This window comes from Actinomadura sp. ATCC 39365, from assembly GCF_054392275.1.
This window is the reverse complement of the sequence record NZ_CP184335.1, coordinates 5608165-5629915: the sequence shown is the minus strand read 5'-3', so window position 1 is coordinate 5629915 and position 21751 is coordinate 5608165. Positions and strand designations below refer to the sequence as shown.

The window sequence follows — 21751 nt, the reverse complement described above, 5'->3', positions numbered from 1 at the left end:
AGGGTGGGCCCATGCAGCGCACGAACTTCGCGGAGATGGCCTGCTCCATCGCCCGTACCCTCGACGTGATCGGCGAGCCGTGGTCGCCGCTGATCCTGCGGGACGTCTGGGCCGGGGTGCGGCGGTTCGACCAGCTCCAGGCCGATCTCGGCATCTCCCGCAAGGTGCTGACCGAACGCCTCACCCACCTCATCGACCACGGCGTCCTCGAACGCCGCCCCTACGACCGGCGGCCGCGCCACGAATACCACCTGACGGCCAAGGGCACCGAGCTCGTCGACCTGCTCATGGTCATGGCCGGATGGGGTGACAGGTGGCTCGCGGGCGAGGCCGGGCCGCCCGTGCTCTACCGCCACCACGCCTGCGGCGAGATCGGCGCCGTGGAGCTGCGCTGCGCCCACTGCGGCGCCCCGATGCACGCCGACGACGTCGACCTGCTACCCGGCCCGGGCGCGACCGCTCGGCCCGGCGGCGACCTGTCCGACTGAGCATCCGGCAGGCTTTCGTCACTTACCGTGTCTTTGCCATTCCTTGGAGTTACGATCAGGGAGTTCCCGTCCCTGATCGACCACGGAGTGCCGTATGGAGCGAACGGTTCTGGCCGCCGTCACCGAACACCCCGACGCCGACTCGGCGCTCGCCGAGCAGATCCGCCGGGTGTGCGCCGAGATGGGCGAGCTCGGCCTGCAGGTGCGCTGGACCCGCCGCACGGCCGACGCCCTGGCGGTGGTCGGGTCCGACGCCTCGCTCACGGCGATCCTGGCCGCCTGGGACGCGCCCGGCGCCGAAGACCTGCTGGCCGCCGTGGCCAAGCGCTTCCGCGGCCTGCCGGTCTTCCTGATCACCCAGGACCAGGAGCTCCCGCTGTGGGTGTACGAGGTCATCCAGGGCTACGTCTTCCCGCTGGAGGACACCCCGCAGTTCATCGCCGGGCGCATCGCGCACGCCGCCGACCAGTACGCCGACCAGATCCTCCCGCCGTTCTTCCGCGCGCTGCTGCACCTGGAGGACCACCACCCCTACTCCTGGCACACCCCGGCGCACGCGGGCGGCGTGGCGTTCCTGAAGTCGCCCGTGGGCCGGGCGTTCTTCGACTTCTACGGCGAGCGGCTGCTGCGCACCGACCTGTCGATCTCCGTCGGGGAGCTGGGCTCACCGCTCGACCACACCGGCCCGATCGGCGAGGCCGAGCACAACGCGGCCCGCGTCTTCGGCGCCGAGCGCACGTTCTTCGTGGTCAACGGCAACTCCACCGCCAACCGCATCGTCGGGCACCACGCGATCGCCCGCGGCGACACCGTCCTGGTCGACCGCAACTGCCACAAGTCGATCCAGCACGCGCTGGCGATCAGCGGCGCCCGGCCGGTCTACATGGTTCCCGAGCGCAACGGGCTGGGCCTGGCCGGGCCGATCCCGGCCGCCGCGCTGGAGGCGTCCGCCGTCCGGGCGCGGGTGGCCGCCCATCCGCTCGCGGCGGGCGACCCGGCGTACGCGGTCGTCACCAACTCCACCTACGACGGCGTCTGCTACGACGCGGTCCGGGTCGCCGAGCTGCTGGGGGCCTCCGTGCCGCGGCTGCACTTCGACGAGGCGTGGTTCGCCTACGGCCGGTTCAACCCGCTCTACTCCCGCCGGTACGCCATGTCGGTCGACGAGCGCACGCTGCCCGGCCCGGAGCGGCCCACCGTGTTCGCCACGCAGTCCACGCATAAGCTGCTGGCCGCGTTGTCGCAGGCGGCGATGTTGCACGTCCGGCCCTCGCCGCGGGCGCCGGTCGACTACGACGCGTTCAACGAGACGTACCTGATGCACGCCTCGACCTCGCCGCTGTACCCGATGATCGCCTCCCTCGACGTGGCCGCGGCGATGATGGACGGCCCCTCGGGCTCGTTCCTGACCGGCGAGGCGATCGTCGAGGCGGTCCGGTTCCGGCAGGCGATGACCCGGCTGGCCGCCCGCATCCGCGAGGACGGCCGCCGGCCCGGCTGGTTCTTCGGCCTCTGGCAGCCGCCCTCGGTGCTCGACCCGCACACCGGCCGGGCCGTGCCCTTCGCCGACGCCGACCCGGCGCTGCTGTGCTCGGAGCCGCGCTGCTGGGTGCTGGAGCCCGGCGCCGCCTGGCACGGCTTCGACGGCATGCGCGACGACTACGCCCTGCTCGACCCCGTCAAGGTGACGATCACCTGCCCCGGCGCGGACGCGGCCGGGGGCACGCTGGAGTGGGGCATCCCGGCCAAGGTCGTGGCCGCCTACCTGCAGCGGCGCGGCATCGTGGTGGAGAAGACCGGCGACCACACGCTGCTGGTGCTGTTCTCGATGGGCATCACCAAGGGCAAGTGGGGCACGCTGATCGACGCGCTCACCGACTTCAAGAACGCCTACGACGACGACAGGGCGCTGGCGGACGTGCTGCCCGGGTTCGGGCCGTCCGGGGCGTCGTTGCGGGCGTTCTGCGCCGAGGTGCACGCCGAGCTGCGCGACTCGGGCGTGGGCGGGCTGCTCGACCAGGTCTTCACCGCGCTGCCCGAGCCCGTTGCGACGCCCGCCGACGTCTACCAGGCCATGATCCGCTCCCGTACCGAGCGGGTCCCGCTGGCCCGGCTGGCCGGGCGGGTGGTGGCGGCGACCGTGGTGGTCACCCCGCCCGGGATCCCCATGCTGATGCCCGGCGAGGCGACCGGCGCGGCCGACGGCCCGCTGATGAGCTACCTGCGCGCCCTGGAGGACTTCGACCGGGCCTTCCCCGACCTGGCCACCGACATCCACGGCGCCCACCGCGACGGCGAGGGCCGCTACTGGGTGGAGGTCCTCCGCGACTGACGACCGCCCCCGCCGTGCCGTCAGCCGCGAGGCCGGCCCCTCAGGGCAGGGGCCGGACCGTCAGGGCAGGGCCGGTACGGCGGGCCGGGCGTCGGTCCAGCCGACCTCGGCCAGGGTCGTGACGGACGACTTCCCGGGCCCCTTCCCGCCACGACCGCCGGTGTACTCCTGTGACAGCAGCACCATCCTGCCGGTGTCGACGATCAGCCGGACACTCGTCCGCATGGCCGTCTCGCCCGTCCCGTTCACCGTGTCGATCACGACGACGGCGCCCGGCCTGCCCAGCTCGTCCTTGGCGTCGCCGTCCGCGCGCACGCCCGGCATGGTGAGCATCGCCTGGTAGGCGGCGTTGCGGACCTCCTTCGGCGCGGGCAGGACGTGCAGGAGCTGAGGCAGCGTCCCGGCCACCCAGCCGGGCAGGGCGCTCTCGGGGATGCGGCTGACCCGGCCGGCCCTGGTGAGCCAGTCCTTGAGCAGGGCGGGGTCGGCGGGCAGGCGCTGGACCTCGTCGTAGGTCAGCAACTGCCCGGCCAGCTCGAACTGCACGCGCTCCCGCACCGTCCCCAGGTGGCCCTTGGTCGGCTCGGCGGACAGCCGCACGGTCTTCCCGTCGACCGACTCGCTCCACTTGGCGGGTGAGCCGTCACGCTGCCAGGCCTTCTTGTCGGCCGGGGTCGGCGGCGTCGTCCCGAGTTCGCGGTAGGCGTACCAGGCCCTGCCGTCGGGGGTGGTCCACCGTTCCGTGATCTGCCTCTTGACCAGCGAGTACGGGTGCGCCCTGGTGCCGAACCGCTCCTGCTGCCGCATGCTGAGCAGCTCCTTGACGTGCCAGTAGGCGCCTTCCGGCGGGGCCGCCGCGGCGGGCGCCGGCGTGCCCAGGGCGGCGCCCACCGCCAGCCCGGCGCCCATGGCGATCAGGCGGCGGAAGGTCGCCGCCGCGGTCCATGAATACGAAGTCATGACCCTCCATACGCCTGAGCCCCCCGAAGGGTTGCCCGCCATCTTCGCTCGCGGCCGCGGGCAACCGCCGCCGACGCCCAGGCGTATAAGGAAGCGTGAAATCGGACAGACAGCCGTGAGCGCCACGGAACACGACTTCGGCGCATTCGTGGCCGCACGCGCCACGAGCCTGCTACGGGTCGCCTACCTCGCCTGCGGCGACGAGGCGGAGGCCGAGGACCTGCTGCAGACCGCGCTGGAGCGCACCTACCGGAACTGGGACCGGGTCCGCCACGACAGCCCCGAGCCGTACGTGCGCCGCGCCATCGTCAACGCCGCCATCAGCCGGGCCCGCCGCCGGGCGATCCTCAGGATCATCCCGATGCACAGCCCGCCGGACACACCGGACCGGGCGACGGACACCGACCTGCGCCAGGTGCTCATGGACGCGCTGCGCGCCCTGCCGCCCCGGCAGCGGGCGGTGATCGTCCTGCGGTACTGGGAGGACCTCAGCGAGGCGCAGACCGCCGAAGTGCTCGGTTGCTCGGTCGGCACGGTCAAGAGCCAGGCGTCGAAGGCGACGGCCAAACTCCGTTCGGCCCTCGGACGGGAGACAGTGGAAGGAGTGATCAGGAATGCCCACGCTTGAGGAGGAGCTCCTCCGGCTCATGACGGAGGAGACCGCCCGGCTGCACGCCGCGCCCGACCTGGTGGAACGGGTGGTGCGCGGGTCCCGGCGCAGGCGGGTGAGGGGGCGGATCGCGGCGTTGTCGGCGTCCGTGGCGGTCGTGGCCGCGCCCGTGGCGTACCTGGGCGCGAGCACGACGACCGCGACGGGCGGCCAGGTCACGATCTCCGTGACGCCGGAGCCGCCCGCCATCGACGACACCCCGCCCCAGCCGTCGGAACCGCCGAGCCTCGGCGACCTGGGCGACGGGAAGAAGTTCGGGCACGTCCAGGTGGGATACCTGCCCGAGCGGCTCAAGTGGTCAGGCTGGTCGCTGGACTTCGGCGACAAGTACACCACCGCCTACATCTACGAGGGCGACGGCCCGGGCTCCTACCGGGTGCAGATCTACATGTACGAGGAAGGGGCCGTCCAGGAGGTCGGCGACCGGATCGCGGCCTACCGCGACGAGGAGGACGGCGAGGAGGTGACCGTCGGCGACCGCGGCGGCTACCTGGTCGTCCAGAACGTCGGTGAGGACGGCATGAAGGGCACCCCCACCCTCTTCCTCCGCATGGGCGACCGGCAGTGGGCCGAGATCATGTTCAGCCCGGTGTACGCCAAGGAGTTCCGCGACGCCGCAGCCGTGTCCGCCGAGCTGAAGAAGATCGCCGAAGGGCTCACCCCCAACCCGTGACCGCCTCCGCCTCCATCGCGGCCGGACGCGCGCGACGTGCGCGGCACAATACCTCGGGGGGTATATTGGCGATGGAGGTGGAGCGAATGGACATGAACGCGGCCGTCCTGGCCGAGGCGCTCACCCGGCTCAAGCGGGCCCACGGCCAGCTCGGCGGGGTGATCGCCATGATCGAGAACGGCGACGACTGCGAGCGGGTGCTGACCCAGCTCGCGGCGGTGTCCAAGGCCCTGGACCGGGCCGGCTTCAAAATCATCTCCACCGGGCTGCAACAGTGCCAGGCGGCGCGCGAGCGCGGCGAGGAGCCCCCCATCACGCCGGAGCGGCTGGAGAAGTTGTTCCTGGCCCTGTCCTGAACTCCCCACGGGCATCCGAAGGCGACGACTGAACACGTACGCCGGAGTATGCCCGTCTTTTTGCCTCCGCTATACCCCCCTGGGTATCAGTGGGTAGGACCGTCCCCGACCGGAAACCGACCGCGAACGACACGAAGGCGGCGAAGAAGATGAGCACGATCCACATCGAGGTGGTGGAGACCTCTTCCCTGGGCGACCGCAGCTACCTCGCCCACGACGGGCAGGTCGCCCTGGTCGTCGACCCGCAGCGGGACATCGACCGGATCCTCGCCCTGGCCGGACGGCTCGGCGTGCGCATCACCCACGTGGCCGAGACCCACCTGCACAACGACTACGTCTCGGGCGGCCTGGCCCTGGCCCGGGTGACCGGCGCCGCCTACCTGGTCGCCGCCGACGAGAGCGTGCGGTTCGACCGCCGGCCGATCTCCGACGGCGACGAGGTCACGCTGTCCGGCGCCATGAGCGTCCAGGCGGTGGCCACGCCCGGCCACACCTTCCACCACCTGTCGTACATCCTGACCGGCCCGGACGGCCCCGAGGGCGTCTTCACCGGCGGCTCCCTGCTCTTCGGCACCACCGGCCGCACCGACCTGCTCGGCGCCGAGCACGCCCACGACCTGGCCCACCGCCAGCACACCTCGGCGCACCGCCTGGCCGACCTGCTGCCCGACGGCGCCCACGTGTGGCCCACCCACGGCTTCGGCAGCTTCTGCTCGGCGACGCAGGCCGACGCCCCGGCCTCCACGATCGGCCGCGAGCGGCAGGCCAACCCGGCGCTGCGCCTGGAGGCCGACGACTTCGTCGCCCAGACCCTCGCCGGTCTCGACGCCTACCCCGCCTACTACGCCCACATGGGCCCGCGCAACTCCGCGGGCGGCGGCCCGATCGACCTCACCCCCGTAAGGACCGCCGACCCCGAGGAGCTCAGGAAGCGGATCGCGGCCGGGGAATGGGTGGTGGACCTGCGCTCCCGCAAGGCGTTCGCCAGCCGCCACCTGACCGGCACCCTCAGCTTCGGCCTCGACGGCCCCATGTCCACCTGGCTCGCCTGGATGGCTCCCTGGGGCGCGCCGATCACCCTGCTGGGCGAGGACGCCGGGCAGGTCGCCGCCGCCCAGCGCGAGCTGGCCCGCATCGGCGTCGACCGCCCGGCCGCCGCCGCGACCGGCGACCCCGGCGGATGGGCCGGCGGCGACGACGACCGGCTGGGCGAGCTGGCGGTGGCCACGTTCGCCGACCTGGCCGCCGTCCGCGCCGGGCGCGCGCCCGCGCACCTGCCCGCCCCGGACGTCGTGCTGGACGTGCGCATGACCAACGAATGGCGGGCCGGCCACGTCGCGGGCGCCACCCATATCTCGCTGCCCGACCTGCCGCACCGCCTGGCCGACGTCCCGGCCGGCACGGTGTGGACGCACTGCGGCTCCGGCTACCGGGCAGCCGCCGCCACCAGCCTGCTCGCCCGCGCCGGACGCCGCGTGGTGCACATCGACGACGCCTATGCCGCGGCCGCCGAGGCGGGCCTGACCATCACCGACGACTAATGGGACCTACCGGGTCGGCCTCGCTGGCAGACTCGGTGCCTGGTAGCCGCTGGTGAGTGAGCACTCTCGTCGACCGGACTTCGAGTCCTGGGGTCAGATCGTGCCCTCACCGGTGGTCAGGAGTCTTTGATCGCTGATGGGATGTCGTGCCCGCCGATCGTCTGGCGTGAGCACTGGTCCATTAGTCCGCCGACCGGCTCCTGCGGGCTTCCGTGTCCTGTTGTCGATGGTGGAGGTCGTGGTGTTGTTCGTTGGAGATGACTGGGCCGAGGACCACCACGACGTCGAGGTCCAGGACGAGACCGGCAAGGTGCTGAAGCGGTTGCGGCTGCCCGAGGGCATGGCTGGGATCACCCGGTTCCACGACCTCGTCGGCCGGTTCGTCGCCGAGGACGCCGACCCGTCCCAGGTGCTGGTGTGTATCGAGGTCGACCGGGGCCCGTGGGTGCGAGCGCTGGTCGCAGCCGGATACCGGGTGTTCGGGGTCGATCCCAAGCAGGCTGCTCGGCATCGCGAGATCCTTGGCTCCTCGGGCGCCAAGAGCGACAAGGGTGACGCCCACGCGCTCGCGGACATGATCCGCACCCGACGGCATCAGCTCCGCCAGGTGGCCGGGGACTCCGAGATCGCCGAGGCGGTCAAGGTCGTCACCCGTGCTCATCAGGCGCTGCTGTGGGAACGGACCCGCCACATGCTGCGCCTGCGGGTGGCGCTGCGGGATTACTTCCCTGCCGCGCTGGAGGCCTACAGGCCCCTCGGCCTCACCTCGGACGCGGTCTTGAAACTGCTGGCCAAGGCCCCTTCCCCCGAGGCTGCGGTGAAGCTGACGCTCAGTCAGATCTCGGGAACGCTGAAGGGCCGCCGCGACATCCCCGCCAAGGCACAGGCGATCCAGGACGTCCTACGCAGCGAGCACCTGGGCCAGGCGCCGCTCGTCACGACCGCCTACGCCTCTACCGTGAAGTCGCTGGTCGCGATCATCGCTGTCCTCAACCAGGAGATCAAGACCCTCGAAGGGCAGGTCGAGGCCCATTTTGGCCGGCACCCGGACGCTGAGGTCATCCTCAGCCAGCCCGGCATCGGCGTCGTTCTCGGCGCCCGGGTGCTCGCCGAGTTCGGAGATGCCAAGGACCGCTACGCCTCCGCCAAGGCACGCAAGAACTATGCCGGAACCTCACCCATCACCCGGCAATCGGGCAAGACACGAGTGGTCCAGGCACGGTTCGTCCACAACGACCGGCTCGTGGACGCCCTCCACCTCCAGGCGTCCTGCGCCCTCTTGCACGACTCTGCCGTCCGCGCCTACTACGACCAGATCAAAGCCCGCGAGATCAGCCACAATGCCGCCCTCCGCCAGGTCGCCAACCGCTTGGTGGGCATCCTCCACGGCTGCCTCAAAACCCACAGCCCCTACGACCAGGCAACCGCCTGGTCGCACCGATCAAACGACCTCGCTGCTTGACAACAAACGTCCAGGGATGTCTGACCCGACCGATCCCGGACCTTCGACAAGGACATCGCATGACCACCGCCGACACCCCGCCGGCCCCCGCCACCGTCGACGCCGCCGCCCTGCGACGGCTGCTGGACGGCGCCGCCCCGCCCCAGATCATCGACGTGCGCACCCCCGGCGAGTTCGCCGCCGCGCACATCCCGGGCTCCCGCAACGTGCCGCTCGACCTGCTGCGCGCGCACCACACCACCCTGCGCCCCCTGCTGGACGAGCGCGCGGTGCTCGTCTGCCACGGCGGGCAGCGTGCCGGCCAGGCCGAACGCGTGCTGGCCGGGGCGGGCCTGCCCGGCCTGCGGGTGCTCACGGGCGGGATCAGCGGCTGGCATGCCGCCGGAGCCCCGGTCGTCACGGGGACGCCGCGCTGGTCGCTGGAACGCCAGGTGCGGCTGGTGGCGGGCTCGATCGTGCTCGGCTCGGTGCTGATCAGCATGCGTCTTCCGCGGGCCAGGTGGATCGCCGCCGGCATCGGGGCCGGGCTGACCTTCGCCGCCGTGTCGGACACCTGCGCCATGGGCATGCTGCTGTCCAGGCTGCCCTACAACCGGGGCCCGCGCACCGACCTGCCCACAGTCCTGGACTCCCTGGGCGGCGGCCGGGGCTGACCTGACGGGACGCGCGCCGCGGTCAGGGGTGGGCGTGGCGGTCGAGGCCGAGGGTGGAGATCAGGTCCTCGTGCAGCTCGAACCAGACGCGGTGGCAGGAGTCGACGTCGGTGCGGTCGACCCAGGCGCCCTCCCCGTTGCGGGCGCGGGCCAGGGCCGCGGCGAAGCGCGTGTCGTACCCGCCGAACCGGGCCAGGACGCCGGTCAGCCGGTCGGCGAGCGGCTGGAGGGCGCGGCCCACGACGGTGAGCTCGTGCAGGATCCGGGCGTCCCAGGCGGGGTCGGAGTGGTCGTTGACGGCGAGCCGGTCGCGGCCGTCCGGGCGCAGCTGCCAGTCGGTGCACGCCTTGAGCAGCAGGGCGTTCAGCGGGAGGAACTCGCGGTAGACGTCGTGCACCTCCTCGACGCCGCCGGCCCGGTCGAGCTCGGCGGCCAGGCGCCGCTCGTCCTCGGCCCGGCCCGCCTCGGTGAGCGACCAGCCGCCGGTGCCGGCGAACTCCGAGCGGCTCACCCAGCCGCGCGCCTCGGCGTCGAGCAGCTCCTCCTCCGTCTCGGCCAGGCCGAGCGCGTACCGGCGGGCGAGCACCGGGGTGTCGGCGAAGCCGGTGACGCGTACGGCGTGCAGCACCAGCAGGTCCGGCGCGGAGCTCCTGGTCATGAGCCGGCCTCCTGACGGGTGGTCAGGCGGGTGAAGTGCTGCTGGCACGCCTGCGGTGAGTTGAACCCCATCGCCTCCGCCATCTGCGCCCAGGTCAGCCCGGCACTGCGGGCGGTGAACAGCAGGGCGGACTCGATCGCCTCGACCTCGGCGCGCGCGGCGGGCAGCAGGGCCAGCGCGCCCAGGATGTCCTCCGGCTCCAGGCCGGCGTTGCGCCAGACGGCGAACCGTGTCAGGTCGACCGCCGACGGCGGGACGGGCGGGGGCTGCCACGGGCGCGGGTCGAGCAGGTCGGCGCCCAGGGCCAGGAGCCGCCGCCGGGCCTCCTTCTCGCGCTGGGCCTGGAGCTGGTCCGCGTTCGTGGCCCGGACGGGGTCGTGGTTGCGTTGCATGCGGCACATGATTCACAATCGGCGGGACATCGTCAACATTTTGTTGAAGGGCGGGCGGATGATCGTACCCCTCGAGGACGCCGCGGCCGACACCTGCGGGGGCAAGGGCGGCGCGCTCGGCGCGCTGCTGCGGGCGGGGCTGCCGGTCCCCGACGGCTTCGTGGTGCCGTTCGCCGCCTGCCTCGCCGCGGTCCGCGGCGAGGCAGGCGGCGAGGCAGGCGGCCTCGACCTCGGGCGGCGCACCGCGGAACCGGACGACCCGGCCGCGGCTCGGCGGGCGATCGAGGCCCTCACGATCGACGCCGGGCTGGCCGCGGCGCTGGCGCTGGGGCTCGGCGCGCTCGGCGACCCGCCCGTGGCCGTGCGGTCGTCGGCGGCCGACGAGGACACCGGCCTGAGCTCGGCGGCCGGCCGGTACGAGAGCTTCCTCGCCGTGCGCGGGGCGGACGAGGTGGCCGAGGCCGTGCGCGCCTGCTGGGCGTCGCTGTTCTCGCCGCGCGCCGCCGTCGGCCCCCGGTCCGGCGAGGGCCCGGCGATGGCCGTGGTCGTCCAGCGCCACCTGGACGCCGAGGTGTCCGGGGTCATGTTCACCCCCGGCGGGCCGGGCGAGCCCACCGGGATCGAGGCATCGTGGGGGCTCGGGCCCAGCGTCGTGGGCGGCACGGTCACCCCCGACTCCTACCGGGTCGCCGCGGACGGATCGGTCGTGCGCGCCGTGGCCGACAAACGCACCCGGCTCGACCGGGAGGGCGCGCGGCTCGTCGTGCGGAACGTGCCCGACGACGTCCGGGGGCGGCCGGCGATCGACGACGCGACCGCCGTGCGGCTCGCCGGGCTGGGCGCGCGGATCGCGGCCCTGCGCGGCGGCCCGCAGGACGTCGAGTGGGCCGTCGCGGGCGGCCGCGTCTGGATCCTGCAGGCCCGCCCGATCACCGCCGCTCCCCCGCCCGCCGGCGCGCCCGCCCCGGCCGCGGACGTGCCGGCCGGGGCGCTCGTCGGGACGCCGGGCAGCCGCGGAGCCGTGACCGGCACCGCGCGGATCGTGCGCGGGCCGGGCGACTTCGCCCGCGTGCTCCCGGGCGACGTGCTCGTCTGCCCCTTCACCGATCCGGCCTGGACGCCGCTGCTGCGCATCGCCGCCGGCGTCGTCACCGAGACCGGCGGCGTGCTCTCCCACGCCGCGATCGTGGCCCGCGAGCACGCCATCCCCGCCGTCCTCGGCGTCCCTGACGTGACCAGCAGGCTCCGGGACGGCGCGCTCGTCACCGTCGACGGCACCGCCGGTACCGTCACCACCACCTGACCGATGGAAAGGAGAGGGGAGCGGTCGCTGACCCGCCGCTCCCCGGCCACCCATGGCGATGCGACGCCTCTACCTGGCCCGCCACGGCGCGGCCGACGCGTTCGGACGACTCACCGACGCCGGGCGGCAGCAGGCGGCCCTGCTGGGCGAACGGCTGGCCGGGATGCCGATCGGCGCGGTGTGGCACTCCCCGCTGCCGCGTGCCGCCGAGAGCGCGCGCGAGCTCGCCCGGCATCTGCCCGGCGTGCCCGTGGCCGCGGCCGATGAGCTCGTCGACCACGTGCCGCACGTGCCCGCCCCCGCCGAGACGCCCGCGTCCTGGGCCGGCTACTTCGACGGCTTCGACCAGGCGGAGGCGGCGGCGGGCCACACGCTCGCCGAGGCCCTGGTCGCCCGGTTCGCCCAGGCCCCCGGCCGGCCGCCCTCCGGCGGTCCTCCGTCCGACGCGCACGAGGTGCTGGTGACGCACGCCGGTCAGATCGCGTGGCTGGTGCGGCACGCGCTGGACGCGCCGCCGCCCCGGTGGCTCGGCCTGAACAGCGCCAACACCGGCCTGACGATCATCGAGTACCGCACCGGCCTGCCGCCCACGATGGTGATGTTCAACGACCTGAGCCACCTCCCGTCCGGCCTGCGCTGGACCGGGTTCCCGCAGGACATGTGGCCGTGAGCGGCGGGCCGGGGCGTCAGGAGATGCTGCGTCCTTCCACCGCGTCGAGCACCAGCGGGCTGGGGCCGGGGTCGCCGCGTACGCCGAAGCCGTAGCGGTAGCCGGCCCTGACCTCCGGGTCCGACAACGCCGGGAGGTGTTCCAGCGTGGCCGCGGTCACCAGCTCCCAGCCGGAGCCGGTGTCGGCGTACATGGCGGCCCGCTCGCCCACCAGCGACAGCGCGAAGCGGCCGCCGTCGGGGACGGTGACGCCCTGCTTGACGCCGAAGACCGCGATCCCGCCCGGCACCTGCGGGCCGCGCACCTCGAACCCGGCGAACCCGTGGCTGTTGACGTAGAACGCCGCCACGTCCGTGCTGCCGTCCTTGACCAGGCCCGTGTAGACGGTGTCCATGTCGGTGGAGTCGCCCTGGAACTTCCTGATCGTGATCGCCGTGGCGAACGCCGGGTTGCGCGGCGAGACGCCCGACGACATCAGCCCGAACCAGGACGCCGACGGATGCCCGGCCGACAGCGCGCCGCCCGCGTACGTCACCTGCGGCAGCTCCTTGTCCTCCGGCTGGACCCGGTGGACCTGGTGGTCGCCGGCCTGGTCGAAGCCGTCGGCCAGCTCCTGGTTGGCGAAGGCGTCGGGGGCGGGCGGCACGTACGCGGCCTGCGGCGGCAGCCGGAACGTCACCCGCTCCGTGTGCCCCAGGTAGGACGCGCACACGACCGGATACTCCTGGTTCGCGGGCGCGTACGCCGTCAGCGTGGTCCCGTACGCGCGGCTCGCGCCCGTGCGCAGGCCGGTCACCGGCAGCGCGGGCGGATCGACGGCCACGCCGTCGCAGGCGGACAGGGTGACCCGGCCGGCCATCGGCAGCACGTCCCGGTTGGTGACGGTGAAGGTGACCTTCGAGCCGATCCGGCCGCGCTCGGCGGTGGACGCGCTCACCTCGACGTTGCGCCGGGCCAGGCCGGGCAGCGCCGCCGTGGCCAGGCTCAGCCGGTCGATGTCGTACGAGCCCGCCCAGTCGGAGCCGGCCGAGCCGCGGACCCACACCTTGACCCGGGAGATCGCGGCGCGCGCGGCCCAGCGGGACAGGTCCAGCGAGAGCCGGTTCCAGCCGAGCTCGGGGTCGATCGTGCCGACGCCCTCCGCGACCGCGCCGCCGCGCCCGTAGACGCGGACCTTGGCGGTGAAGACGTTGCCCGGCTTGAAACCGTCGTCGGCCTCGGCCGGCACCCGGATCGACACCGACAGCGACGGCGTGCGCGAGGCGTCGAGCGGCTTGCCGAACAGCACGTCGGCGCCCTTGTAGGACTTGGCGTACCGCGACCAGCCGGGCAGGTCGCGGTCGAAGCGCACGCGCAGCGCGTGCCCGCCGTCCACGGCCACCGGCTCCACGGCGGCGGCGTTGTCGGAGGGCCGCCAGCCGTCGGCGCCGGTCTCGAAGCCGGAGATCACCCGCTCGGCCACCGGCCTGGCGTCGAGCTGCGTGCCCACCACGGCGGGCGGCTTCCGGACGGCCAGCTTGCCCGGGTCGAAGCCGGGGATGACGTCCTTCCAGTCGGAGATGCCGATGATCTTCTTGGCGAACTCGGTCGCCTCCAGCGACCGGTCGGTGTCGATGGCGGCGAACACCTCGTGCAGGGGCTTGCGCTCCCCGGCGTTGGAGGGCGCGCTGTGCTCCTCGTCCCACGTCCACAGGCCGAGCCGCAGGCCGCCCTCCTGCTTGTGGTCGACGTGCCGGTGCAGGATGAAGGAGTCGATGCCGTCGGCGAAGGCGATCTTGTAGTACGCGTAGGCGTAGGCCGCGGCCTGCAGCTCCAGCTCCTTGGCGGAGTAGTCCTGGGAGTTCAGGCCCTGTTCGGAGAGGATCACCCGCCGCCGTTGACCGTTGTAGGTGAGGTCGTCCTGGGCGAGGTAGCGCGGCAGCAGCTCGATGTTCTTGAACGTGATCCGCAGGGTGTCGAAGCCGTCCGTGGCGGTCTTGTCGTTCCAGAACGCCGGGTTGAACAGGTTCTCCGGGTAGGGGTGGTAGGCGATGTTCCAGTCGAAGTCGCCCTGGCGCTTGGTGAGGGCGTTGAGCCCGTCCACCACGTCGCGGCCCTTGTAGGTGTACTTCGGGTCGTCGTTGGCCGAGCCCGTCCAGAAGTGCGTCAGCGAGGTGTAGACGCGGGCGGCGGCGTCGGCCTTGCGCACGGCCTGCCAGGTCAGCCGCATGGCGCGGGAGTACTGGTCGAGGAAGACGTCGCGGTCCTGGCGGCCCATGTTGTACCAGAACTGCTGGGCGTCGATCTCGTTGCCGACGATCCAGCCCCACGCCCGGCCGTACCGGCCGTCAGGCCGGCTGTAGCGCTGGGCGAAGAACTCCATCGCGGCGGTGAAGTGCGCCTCGCCCTCGGCCGTCTTGGTGTTGAACGCGTACACCGTGCCCTTGCCCAGCTCGGCGTCGGGGTGGATGAGCGTGCGCGCGGCGGAGTTGGCTGCGCCGCTGTTGTAGACCAGCACGATCATGTTGACCAGGACGCCGTTGTCCGACAGCGGCTTGACCTGGGCGTCGAGCCCGGCGACGGCGCCGCGGTCGAAGTAGTACGTTCTGCCCTGCGAGACGAACTCGATGGTGTTGCCCGGGGCGCCCGGCCCGGCCGTCATGACCGAGTCGAGTGCCAGGTTGATGCCGGCGTGCTGGACGCCGATCTCCTCGGCGTCGTCCGTCATCTGGACTTGTAACCCCTTTTTGCCCGACATTTCGGGATAAGGGGTTTGGTTGGCCGACGCGAAGCTCAGCTCGTCGGCGTAGTGCACCTCTCCCAGCGGGCCGTCCGCGCCCACCGCGAGGAACTTGTCGTAGAGCCGGTCCTGGTCACCGTCCATCCGGGGCACCTCGACGCGGAACGGGCCCGCCTCGACGGTCGCGACCGGCTGCTCCCCCGCGGGCGAGTCCTGCCAGGTGTCCAGCGCGTACAACTCGGCCCGGCCCGGGGCGACGCCGGTGACGGTGATCGTGTCCCCGCCGACCTCGACGCCGCTCACCCCGCCGGCCGCCGCCGCGCGTGCGGGCAGGGCCTGCGCCGGGACGGCCAGCATCGGGACGGCCAGCGCCAGAGCCATCAACAACCGCATGTCATTCCTCCTACTTGGCCCAGTCCTCGTCGCCCCAGGCGTTCTTCTTGATGCCGGCCTCGATGCCGCGCTTCCACCACTTGTCCAGGTCGGTCAGTTCCTCCTCCAGGGAGCGCCGGCCGAGCAGGTACCCGTCGAAGACGTCGCGGAAGGAGGTCCCCTCCGGGCCGCCCGGCAGGGCCACCACCCGGAACGGCTTGCCCCACTCGCCCTCCAGCAGCCCGGCGGTCTCGGCCGACGGCTCGACGCCCTCGACGGCGGGCAGGCCGCCGGTCGCGTCCAGCCAGGGCTTGATCGCCGGCGAGCTCATGTACTGCAGGAACTTGACCGCCGCCGCGTACTTCTCGCCCTTGACGGTGGAGGGGATCATGTAGCTGGTGCCGCCGATCGAGGCGCCGTAGCGGGCCGGGGCCTCCGACGACAGCGGCGTGCTGGCCTTGGTGATGGTCGGGAACGGCATCGTGCCGAGGGCGAACTTCGCGTCCGCCTTCAGCGCCTCGACGGCGAAGTCGGTGCCCCACGACATGGCGGCCTTGCCCGAGACGAAGTCGCGGTAGCCCACGGTCGCGCCGCCGTCGGCGACGCCCGTCCAGTTGGGGGTGCCGCAGTCGAAGAACTCCTTGTAGATCTTCAGGGACTCGGCGACCTCGGGCGTCCTGGTGGTGAGCGTGCCCTCCTTGATGACCCTGCTCATCGACTTCTCGGTCACGGTCGGCGCCTTGCCCGGCTTGCCGGTGGCGTCGAAGAGGTTCCAGTCGTCGTGGTACTTGTCGATGAGCTGGGTGCTGACCGCCTCCCACGTCCAGCCGGCGGCCAGGCCGCCCTTGTCGAGGGCGACGGGGTCGAAGCCGGCCGCCTTGAGCTTCCCGCAGGCGCTCCTGAAGTCCTCCCAGGTGGCGGGGGGCTGGTCGATGCCCGCCTTGGCGAAGGCGTCCTTGTTGTAGAACAGGCCGATGGCGACCAGGTTGAAGGGGATGTACTCCAGCTTGCCGCTCTCCTTGCTCAGCGCCTTGGAGACGGCGGGGCCGTAGTACTCCTTCCTGAACACGTCGATCCAGCGCTGGTTGCCCGGCACGTACGGGTTGGGCTTCTGCAGCTCGGCGTCGAGCGCGTGCACCTCGTGCGCCTTGTGCGGCGGCTGGTTGAAGACCAGTTCGGGCGCGGTGCCGGCGGCGAGCTGGGTGGTGATCGTCTGCATGAAGCCGTCGAGGGGCAGCACCTGCGTCCTGACCTCGATGCCGGGCTCGCGCTTCTCGAAGGCGCCGACCAGCGCCTCCCAGGCCGGTCCGAAGCTGCTGCCGCTGGCGTTCCACTGGTTGGGGCCGGCCAGCGTGATCGTCACCTTGCCGCCGCCGTCCTGGGCGGACGTGCCGCCGGTGCCGAGCAGGCCGCAGCCTGTCAGCGCGAGCAGCGCGGCCAGTGCGGCCGGGGCCGCGAGCCCGCTCTTGGGGGGTGTTCTCATCGGGGTACGGGTCCTTTCCTTATTGATACGTTTCAATCGCGGCGCCGGCTCACTTGCCGGACACGATGCCGCCCTGGATGCCCGCCAGGAACCACTTGGACAGGAACGTGAACAGCACCACCAGCGGCAGGCTGGCCAGGACGTAGCCGGCGAACAGCGGGCCCCACTGCTGCGCGTTCTGGTTGGCGAAGAAGGCCAGCCCCGCGGGGATGGTCCGGTAGGCATCGGTCTGCACGGTGAGCAGCGGCCAGAAGTAGTCGTTCCACACGCCCAGCACCGTCATCAGCGCCACCGTGCCGATGACCGGCCGGGCCAGCGGCAGCATGAAGGCCAGGAACAGCCGGACGCCGCCCGCCCCGTCCACCCGCGCCGCCTCGAAGATCTCCTCGGGGATCTGCGCCATGTACGTGCGCATGACGACGATCCCGAAGACCGTGTTCGCCGTGACGTGCGGGATGATCAGCACCAGCCGGCTGTCCAGGATGCCGAGGTCGCGCATCAGCACGAACAGCGGGATCAGGCTGGTGATCGAGGGCACCATGAGCAGCGCCGCGACCAGCCCGAACAGCGCGTTGCGCCCCGGGAAGCGGTAGCGGGCGAACACGAACGCCGCCGCCGGGGCCAGCAGCATCGTGCCGCCGATGGCCAGCGCCGCCACCACGAACGAGGTGAACAGGTACGGGCTGACCTGCTCCCAGGCCGCCGCGTAGTTGTCCAGGTGCACCGGCCAGGCCGGGGACCAGTAGCTGCCGAAGAACTGCTCGTTGTCCTTGACCGACGCGGCCAGCATGAACAGGTAAGGGAACAGCCCGGCGAAGGCCAGCACCGCCAGCACGCCGCCGGCCACCAGGTCGGTCCTGCGGGTCCGGCTCACGATGCCGACCTCCTGCCGAGCGCCAGCGCGACCAGGCTCACCCCGAGCGTCAGGGCGAACAGCACGGTGCCGAGCGCGGCCGCGTACCCCCAGCTCGTGTCCACGAAGGCGGCGTCGAGCATGCGCAGCACCGGCACCTGCGTGGCGTTGTCGGGGCCGCCCTTGGTCATGATGTGGGCCTGCATGCCGTACTGGAGCACCGAGATCACCGCCAGCACCAGCAGCAGCTTGACGTCGCGGAACATCATCGGCAGGTCGATGCTCCAGAAGCGGCGCAGCCGGCCGGCGCCGTCCACCTCGGCGGCCTGGTAGATCTCGGCCGGCACGTTCTGCAGCGCCGACAGGAAGACCAGGAACGGCAAACTGGCCACCCACGGGAAGCCGATCGTCATCAGCGCGGCGAGCGCCGTGGCGGGGTCGCCGATCCAGTTGCCCGCCAGCCCGTCCAGGCCGAGCGCGCGCAGCAGGCTGTTGACGACGCCGTCGCGCGGGTCGTACATGAACTGCCACAGCAGCACGTTGACCACGGCGGGGAAGGCCAGCGGCAGGATGAGCAGGGTGCGGAAGACGAACCGCAGCCGCTCGCTGGACAGCGACATCACCAGCTCGGCGGCCAGCAGCGGGAACACCCACATGAGCGTGACGGCCCAGACGAAGATGATCCCGGCGTTGCGGAAGGAGGCCCACCACAGGTCGTCGCCGAGCATCGTGAGGTAGTTGTCCAGGCCGACGAACGGCGAGCCGAAGCCGGGCCGCCACTCGTACAGCGAGTGCAGCATGCCGTTGAGCGCCGGGTAGTAGGCGAACGCCGCGAGCAGGGCGAAGGTGGGAAGGAGGACGAGGTAGACGCCCCACGGGATCCGGCGGCGCGCTTTTGTGCTGGTCACGATCGTCAATGCCTCTCAGCGGTGGTGCGGAACGCGTACGAGCCCGAGCCGACCCGGTAGACCGCGGCCCCGTCGTCGAGGCGGTCGAAGGTCACGCCCTCCGCCTCGGCCGCCGGCCGGCCGCCCTCGGTCACCCGCTCCGGCGGCGCGGGCACGTGCACCTCGGCGCGGGTGTTGGGCGGCACGACGACGTCCAGGGCGAGGCCGCCGTCCGTCAGCCGCCAGGAGATCTCCACCTGGCCGTGCCGGGTGCGGTGGGCGGTCCGCGCCCAGCCGATCCCGCCGCCGGGGCGGGGGCGAACGACGATGTCGGCGTAGCCGGGTGAGCCGGGGGCCAGGCCGCCGACCGTCCGGTACATCCAGTCGCCGACGGCGCCGTAGGCGTAGTGGTTGAAGGAGTTCATGCCGGGGTCCTGCAGCCCGCGGTGGTGGCTCCAGGAGTCCCAGCGCTCCCACATGGTCGTCGCGTCGCCGTGCACGACCGGGTAGAGCCAGGACGGGAAGGTGTCCTGCGTCAGCAGCCGGTAGGCCACGTCCAGCCGTCCGGTCGAGGTGAGCGCGTCCAGCAGGTACGGCGTGCCGAGGAACCCGGTCGACAGGTGGCCGCCGCGCGCCTCGACGTCGCCGGCCAGCCGGGCCGCGGCCCTGGGCAGCTCGTGCTCCTCCAGCAGCCCGGCGGTGACGGCCAGCACGTACGCGGTCTGCGTGCCGCTCGTCACCACGCCGGGGCCCTCGACGAAGGCCGCGCGGAAGGCCCGGCGCACCCGTTCGTACAGCTCCAGGCAGGAGCGCTCGTCGGCGTCGCGGCCGAGCGCGGCGGCGAGCCCGGCCAGCTGCCGGGCCGACAGCGCGAAGATCGCGGTGCCGACGAGCCGTTTGGGGGTCTCGGCGCCGATCGACAACCAGTCGCCGAACCCCTCGTCGGGGAAGATCCCGTTCTCCGAGCGCCGGTCCAGGTAGGCCAGCCAGCGCAGCATCGGCTCGAAGCAGGCGGCGACCACGCGGGCGTCGCCGCGCAGGCGGTGCAGCGCCCACGGCAGCATGACCAGCGCGTCGCCCCAGCCGGGCGAGCCGGCCTCCTTGGGGTTGGGCGACAGGCCGCGGCCCGACAGCACGTCGGGCACCACGTGCGTGACCGCGCCGTCGTCGCCCTGGGCGTCGACCACGTCGGTCAGCCAGCTCCGCAGGAACGCGGCGGCGTCGTAGTTGAACAGGGCGGTCGGGGCGAAGGCCCAGATGTCGCCGGTCCAGCCGAGCCGCTCGTCCCGCTGCGGGCAGTCGGTGGGGACGGCCAGGAAGTTGCCGCGCTGTCCCCACACGATGTTGCGCTGCAACCGGTCGAGCCGCTCGTCGGAGCAGGTGAACTCGCCGGCCGGCTCCATCGCGGCGTGGGCCACCCTGGCCGTGATCGACTCGGGGGCCGCGCGCAGGCCCGACACCTCGGCGTACCGGAAGCCGTGGAAGGTGAACCTCGGCTCGAACGTCTCGGCCTGCTCGCCGCGGGGCAGGAACTCGTCCGTGGCGCGGGCCGAGCGCAGGTTGGCCAGGTGCAGCCCGCCCTCGTGGTCGAGGACCTCGGCGTGCCGCAGCACCACCGGGCGGTCGCGGCCGGCGCGGCCGGTGAGTCGGACCCAGCCGACCAGGTTCTGGCCGAAGTCGGCGATCCACACGCCGGGCCGGTGCTCCCACACCCGCACCGGCTCCACCTCCTCGTGCACCCGGATCGGCGGCGCGACGGAGGCGGTCACCCGGCCCGCGGGCGGGCTCACCGGCACCACGGGCGCCCAGCCGGAGTCGTCGAACCCGGCGGCCGTCCAGCCGAGCGGCTCGGCCGCCAGGTCCTGCCGCTCGCCGTTCTGCAGGTCGGCGTAGCGGATCGCGCCGGAGCCGGCGCGCCAGTCGGCGTCGGTGCGCAGCCGGGTGCGGGCGCCGTCCTCGTGCAGGATCTCCAGCTCGGCGCGGAAGGCCAGGCGGCGGCCGTACTGGAAGGAGCCGAACCAGCTGATGTTGCCGGCGTACCAGCCGTCGGCCAGGACCGCGCCGATCGTGTTGCGCCCCTCCGACACCAGCGCCGTCACGTCGTAGGTCTGGTACGTGACGCGGTGGCGGTAGTCGGTCCAGCCGGGGGCCAGGTGGTCGGCGCCGACCCGGGCGCCGTTGAGGTGGATCTCGTAGACGCCGAGCGCGGTGGCGTACAGCCTGGCCCGGCGCACCGGCGACGGCACGCCGAACTCGCGCCGCAGGTACGGGCTGGGCCGGTCGCCGACCGGCTCGCGGCCCAGCGGCGGGTCGCCGTGCAGCCCGACCTCCTCGGCCAGCCGCCAGCCCGAGTCGTCGAAGCCGGGCTGCTCGAAGCCCTCGCCCGGCCGGTCCTCGGCCCGCCACCGGCCGCCGGAGGTGACGGTCACCGTGCTCTCGCCCGCGACCGGGACGAGCTGCGGCAGCGCGGGCCGCCCCTCGACCACGACCTCCAGCCGCACGCACAGCCCCGGCCCGGCGGCCCTGATCGCGAGCACGTTCTCGCCCGAGGCCACCAGGTCGCCCGCGTCGGCCACGAACGCGCCCTCCCGCCGCTCCCCCGCGACCCGCACCCCGTTGACGTACGCCTCGACCGCCTCGACCGCCTCGGTCTCGCCTCCGCCGCCGATCACCAGCCACGCCGACAGCGGCCTGGCCCCGCCCGGCACCGAGAACCGCGTCCGGAACGCCCCGGTCGGCGACCCGGACGGGCCGAGCGGGCCGGCGACCCAGATGCGCGGCACGTTCTCCAGCGACGGCAGCCGCTCGGAGCCGGGCACCATGGGGGTGCCGATCCAGCCCGCCATCCAGCCGCCGGCCTCGCCGAGCCCGGTCTCGAACCAGTGCGCGGGGCTCCAGCCGGACCATTCGCCGTGCTCGTCGGCCACCTGGACCCGCCACTGGTAGCGCGTCCTCGGCCGCAGCCCGGCGCCGCCGTACCGGACGTCGAAGGTCGCGGCCGAGGTCACCACGCCGCTGTCCCAGACGGTTTCGGCCCCCTCGTCGGCCGGATCGCCCTCCCGGGCCACGACCAGCCGGTACGCGCTCTGCGCCCGTCCACGCCCGGCCCCGGTGATCCGCCAGGAGAACTCCGGCGCGTCCACGTCGAGGCCCAGTGGTTCGGCCAGTCCTTCGACGCGCAGGTCGGTCACGGCGAGATGCGACAAGGGAGCTCCCGGCTAGTTGAAACATTTCAAACAATGCGCACCGTAGGCATCACGAGGTACTTCCGTCAATGCC

Annotated in this window: 18 protein-coding genes; 10 read left to right on the top strand and 8 right to left on the bottom strand. The window is 72.8% G+C overall.

Annotated elements, in window-relative coordinates:
• Positions 1–11: 11 nt before the first annotated feature.
• Together ACNF49_RS27480 and ACNF49_RS27475 are read left to right on the top strand one after the other, a co-directional pair.
• Positions 12–488 (top strand): winged helix-turn-helix transcriptional regulator, encoded by a 477-nt coding sequence (locus ACNF49_RS27480; RefSeq protein ID WP_482939230.1) that lies wholly within the window; start codon positions 12–14, stop codon positions 486–488.
• Positions 489–582: 94 nt separating this feature from the next.
• Entirely contained in the window at positions 583–2820 is a 2238-nt protein-coding gene (locus tag ACNF49_RS27475; RefSeq protein WP_482939229.1) for an Orn/Lys/Arg family decarboxylase, read from the top strand.
• 60 nt (positions 2821–2880) lie between these two features.
• Here ACNF49_RS27475 and ACNF49_RS27470 read toward each other — a convergent pair whose 3' ends face one another.
• A complete protein-coding gene (locus tag ACNF49_RS27470) occupies positions 2881–3780 on the bottom strand; it encodes a hypothetical protein (protein ID WP_482939228.1) in 900 nt (299 codons plus the stop codon).
• 115 nt (positions 3781–3895) lie between these two features.
• On the opposite strand from ACNF49_RS27470, the gene ACNF49_RS27465 reads away from it, so the two are divergent.
• The 6 genes from ACNF49_RS27465 to ACNF49_RS27440 all read left to right on the top strand — a co-directional run bounded on the left by ACNF49_RS27465 (position 3896) and on the right by ACNF49_RS27440 (position 9135).
• Positions 3896–4408: a SigE family RNA polymerase sigma factor gene (locus ACNF49_RS27465; RefSeq protein ID WP_357987989.1), complete on the top strand. Its 513-nt coding sequence runs from the start codon at positions 3896–3898 to the stop codon at positions 4406–4408.
• Positions 4395–5123, top strand: coding sequence for a hypothetical protein (locus ACNF49_RS27460; RefSeq protein WP_357987992.1), 729 nt, complete (start codon positions 4395–4397; stop codon positions 5121–5123). Before ACNF49_RS27465 ends, ACNF49_RS27460 begins: the two co-directional genes overlap by 14 nt.
• 86 nt (positions 5124–5209) lie before the next feature.
• On the top strand, positions 5210–5479 hold the full coding sequence (locus ACNF49_RS27455) for a metal-sensitive transcriptional regulator (RefSeq protein ID WP_357987995.1): 270 nt from the start codon (positions 5210–5212) through the stop codon (positions 5477–5479).
• A 149-nt stretch (positions 5480–5628) separates the two neighbouring features.
• Positions 5629–7020: an MBL fold metallo-hydrolase gene (locus ACNF49_RS27450; protein ID WP_482939227.1), complete on the top strand. Its 1392-nt coding sequence runs from the start codon at positions 5629–5631 to the stop codon at positions 7018–7020.
• Between the two features lie 241 nt (positions 7021–7261).
• Positions 7262–8482, top strand: coding sequence for an IS110 family RNA-guided transposase (locus tag ACNF49_RS27445; protein ID WP_482945514.1), 1221 nt, complete (start codon positions 7262–7264; stop codon positions 8480–8482).
• Between the two features lie 59 nt (positions 8483–8541).
• Positions 8542–9135, top strand: a complete 594-nt coding sequence (locus ACNF49_RS27440; RefSeq protein ID WP_482939226.1) for a rhodanese-like domain-containing protein — start codon at positions 8542–8544, stop codon at positions 9133–9135.
• A gap of 22 nt (positions 9136–9157) precedes the next feature.
• On the opposite strand, the gene ACNF49_RS27435 is transcribed toward ACNF49_RS27440, so the two are convergent.
• The gene (locus ACNF49_RS27435) at positions 9158–9793 is read right to left on the bottom strand and encodes a transcriptional regulator (RefSeq protein ID WP_482939225.1); all 636 of its coding nucleotides are present in this window, start codon (positions 9791–9793) and stop codon (positions 9158–9160) included.
• Positions 9790–10185: a DNA-binding protein gene (locus ACNF49_RS27430; RefSeq protein WP_357987425.1), complete on the bottom strand. Its 396-nt coding sequence runs from the start codon at positions 10183–10185 to the stop codon at positions 9790–9792. The genes ACNF49_RS27435 and ACNF49_RS27430 overlap by 4 nt, the downstream gene beginning before the upstream one ends.
• Before the next feature lie 58 nt (positions 10186–10243).
• On the opposite strand from ACNF49_RS27430, the gene ACNF49_RS27425 reads away from it, so the two are divergent.
• Entirely contained in the window at positions 10244–11488 is a 1245-nt protein-coding gene (locus ACNF49_RS27425) for a PEP/pyruvate-binding domain-containing protein (protein ID WP_482939224.1), read from the top strand.
• Positions 11489–11540: 52 nt separating this feature from the next.
• Entirely contained in the window at positions 11541–12158 is a 618-nt protein-coding gene (locus ACNF49_RS27420; protein WP_357987431.1) for a histidine phosphatase family protein, read from the top strand.
• A gap of 16 nt (positions 12159–12174) precedes the next feature.
• Here ACNF49_RS27420 and ACNF49_RS27415 read toward each other — a convergent pair whose 3' ends face one another.
• From ACNF49_RS27415 to ACNF49_RS27395, 5 genes are read right to left on the bottom strand one after another with little or no spacing between them, the layout of a single operon-like run.
• The gene (locus ACNF49_RS27415; RefSeq protein WP_482939223.1) at positions 12175–15270 is read right to left on the bottom strand and encodes a DUF5722 domain-containing protein; all 3096 of its coding nucleotides are present in this window, start codon (positions 15268–15270) and stop codon (positions 12175–12177) included.
• Between the two features lie 10 nt (positions 15271–15280).
• Positions 15281–16732 (bottom strand): ABC transporter substrate-binding protein, encoded by a 1452-nt coding sequence (locus tag ACNF49_RS27410; RefSeq protein WP_357987437.1) that lies wholly within the window; start codon positions 16730–16732, stop codon positions 15281–15283.
• Between the two features lie 49 nt (positions 16733–16781).
• Positions 16782–17606: a carbohydrate ABC transporter permease gene (locus ACNF49_RS27405; RefSeq protein ID WP_357987440.1), complete on the bottom strand. Its 825-nt coding sequence runs from the start codon at positions 17604–17606 to the stop codon at positions 16782–16784.
• Positions 17603–18493 (bottom strand): carbohydrate ABC transporter permease, encoded by an 891-nt coding sequence (locus ACNF49_RS27400; protein ID WP_482939222.1) that lies wholly within the window; start codon positions 18491–18493, stop codon positions 17603–17605. Before ACNF49_RS27400 ends, ACNF49_RS27405 begins: the two co-directional genes overlap by 4 nt.
• A gap of 5 nt (positions 18494–18498) precedes the next feature.
• On the bottom strand, positions 18499–21678 hold the full coding sequence (locus ACNF49_RS27395; RefSeq protein ID WP_482939221.1) for a family 78 glycoside hydrolase catalytic domain: 3180 nt from the start codon (positions 21676–21678) through the stop codon (positions 18499–18501).
• Between the last annotated feature and the right edge of the window lie 73 nt (positions 21679–21751).

Bases quoted from the DNA above. Each gene is read 5' to 3' on its own strand.
- ACNF49_RS27480 (WP_482939230.1), top strand. From the start codon at position 12: ATGCAGCGCACGAACTTCGCGGAGATGGCCTGCTCCATCGCCCGTACC.
- ACNF49_RS27475 (WP_482939229.1), top strand. From the start codon at position 583: ATGGAGCGAACGGTTCTGGCCGCCGTCACCGAACACCCCGACGCCGAC.
- ACNF49_RS27470 (WP_482939228.1), bottom strand. From the start codon at position 3,780: ATGACTTCGTATTCATGGACCGCGGCGGCGACCTTCCGCCGCCTGATC.
- ACNF49_RS27460 (WP_357987992.1), top strand. From the start codon at position 4,395: ATGCCCACGCTTGAGGAGGAGCTCCTCCGGCTCATGACGGAGGAGACC.
- ACNF49_RS27455 (WP_357987995.1), top strand. From the start codon at position 5,210: ATGGACATGAACGCGGCCGTCCTGGCCGAGGCGCTCACCCGGCTCAAG.
- ACNF49_RS27450 (WP_482939227.1), top strand. From the start codon at position 5,629: ATGAGCACGATCCACATCGAGGTGGTGGAGACCTCTTCCCTGGGCGAC.
- ACNF49_RS27440 (WP_482939226.1), top strand. From the start codon at position 8,542: ATGACCACCGCCGACACCCCGCCGGCCCCCGCCACCGTCGACGCCGCC.
- ACNF49_RS27435 (WP_482939225.1), bottom strand. From the start codon at position 9,793: ATGACCAGGAGCTCCGCGCCGGACCTGCTGGTGCTGCACGCCGTACGC.
- ACNF49_RS27430 (WP_357987425.1), bottom strand. From the start codon at position 10,185: ATGCAACGCAACCACGACCCCGTCCGGGCCACGAACGCGGACCAGCTC.
- ACNF49_RS27425 (WP_482939224.1), top strand. From the start codon at position 10,244: ATGATCGTACCCCTCGAGGACGCCGCGGCCGACACCTGCGGGGGCAAG.
- ACNF49_RS27420 (WP_357987431.1), top strand. From the start codon at position 11,541: ATGGCGATGCGACGCCTCTACCTGGCCCGCCACGGCGCGGCCGACGCG.
- ACNF49_RS27415 (WP_482939223.1), bottom strand. From the start codon at position 15,270: ATGCGGTTGTTGATGGCTCTGGCGCTGGCCGTCCCGATGCTGGCCGTC.
- ACNF49_RS27410 (WP_357987437.1), bottom strand. From the start codon at position 16,732: ATGAGAACACCCCCCAAGAGCGGGCTCGCGGCCCCGGCCGCACTGGCC.